This window comes from Vibrio sp. Vb1755 (genome assembly GCF_033338635.1).
Classification (GTDB): Bacteria; Pseudomonadota; Gammaproteobacteria; order Enterobacterales; family Vibrionaceae; genus Vibrio; species Vibrio alginolyticus.
Genome location: NZ_JAWOTA010000394.1, coordinates 1 through 1,007, shown reverse-complemented (window position 1 = coordinate 1,007; position 1,007 = coordinate 1). Strand labels below are relative to the sequence as shown.

The window sequence follows — 1,007 nt, the reverse complement described above, 5'->3', positions numbered from 1 at the left end:
TGCCACAACTCGGCGCATGCAGAGCACTCTCGTCCGCATCTAATTGGAACTCATTAGATACAGATAGAAAGTGGCAACCCCGCTATCTTAAGCACTAGTGTTGACTAGTTAAGCAGTGCTGGAAGACCGGAAGCTTTGCGTCCCACCCTTTCGAATGGTTTGCCGAAATGTGATTGAGCACTCGGAATGTAGCGTATGAATCTGGGCAAATAAAAATAATTCATCTCCTTGTGGAATCGTTCTCGCAATTTAATATCCATTTGCTAAATAAACGAATGACCTTTGTAATTGTATGTAATTTAACTATCTGAAAATATTTATTTTTAGGTGTTTTTAATTGATTTTATGAATGAAATTCTGAGCATTCTATTGGTATGGTTTTTGAGTTTGTTTTGCTGCTAACACTGATGAGGGGGAAGTGCTCAGGGCTAAGTGCGATTGTGCTCTTGGTGGTTTTTTTAGGTGTGTTTACTGTTGTCGAGTTCGATTTGAAACGTAAATGTTTTGCTTGAATGTTAGTGGGAGAGTGAATAAATAGTGATTGTAAAAAAAGAGGGCGAGCTGTATGGGTTACGGCCCGCCGAAAGTCTATTGAGTCACTTAAGCTTGTTTACGTTGAGCTGCTTTTTTCGCTAGCTTTGCTTCGCGTCGCTGCGCACGTTGTTTAGCACTTTCACCACCAACGTGCTGCTCGCCTCGTTGATTGGCTAATGATACTTGCTTTTCGCGCTCGCGGAATCGCGCAACTTGCTCTTCTGAATGTTTGCCGTGACATTTCGGGCAGCTCACGCCTTGCTCAAACAATTCAGACTGCTTGTCTTCTTCTGTGATCGGTAATCGACAAGCGTTACACAAATCGTAATCGGCTTTCTCAAGCTGGTGGTTGACAGCCACACGACCGTCAAACACGTAACAATCGCCTTCCCACATGCTCTCTTCTTGTGGAACTTCTTCAAGGTATTTAAGAATGCCGCCTTCTAGGTGGTAAACTTCTCCAAAGCCTTGCT

The 1,007-nt window shown here is 43.3% G+C and carries 1 pseudogene and 1 riboswitch; the pseudogene reads right to left on the bottom strand.

The window, feature by feature from the left end:
- Nucleotides 1-69 precede the first annotated feature (69 nt).
- Nucleotides 70-174: riboswitch (cyclic di-GMP riboswitch) on the bottom strand.
- A gap of 426 nt (nt 175-600) precedes the next feature.
- A pseudogene (locus R7E00_RS25380) lies at nt 601-1,007 on the bottom strand (hypothetical protein); the annotation flags it as partial.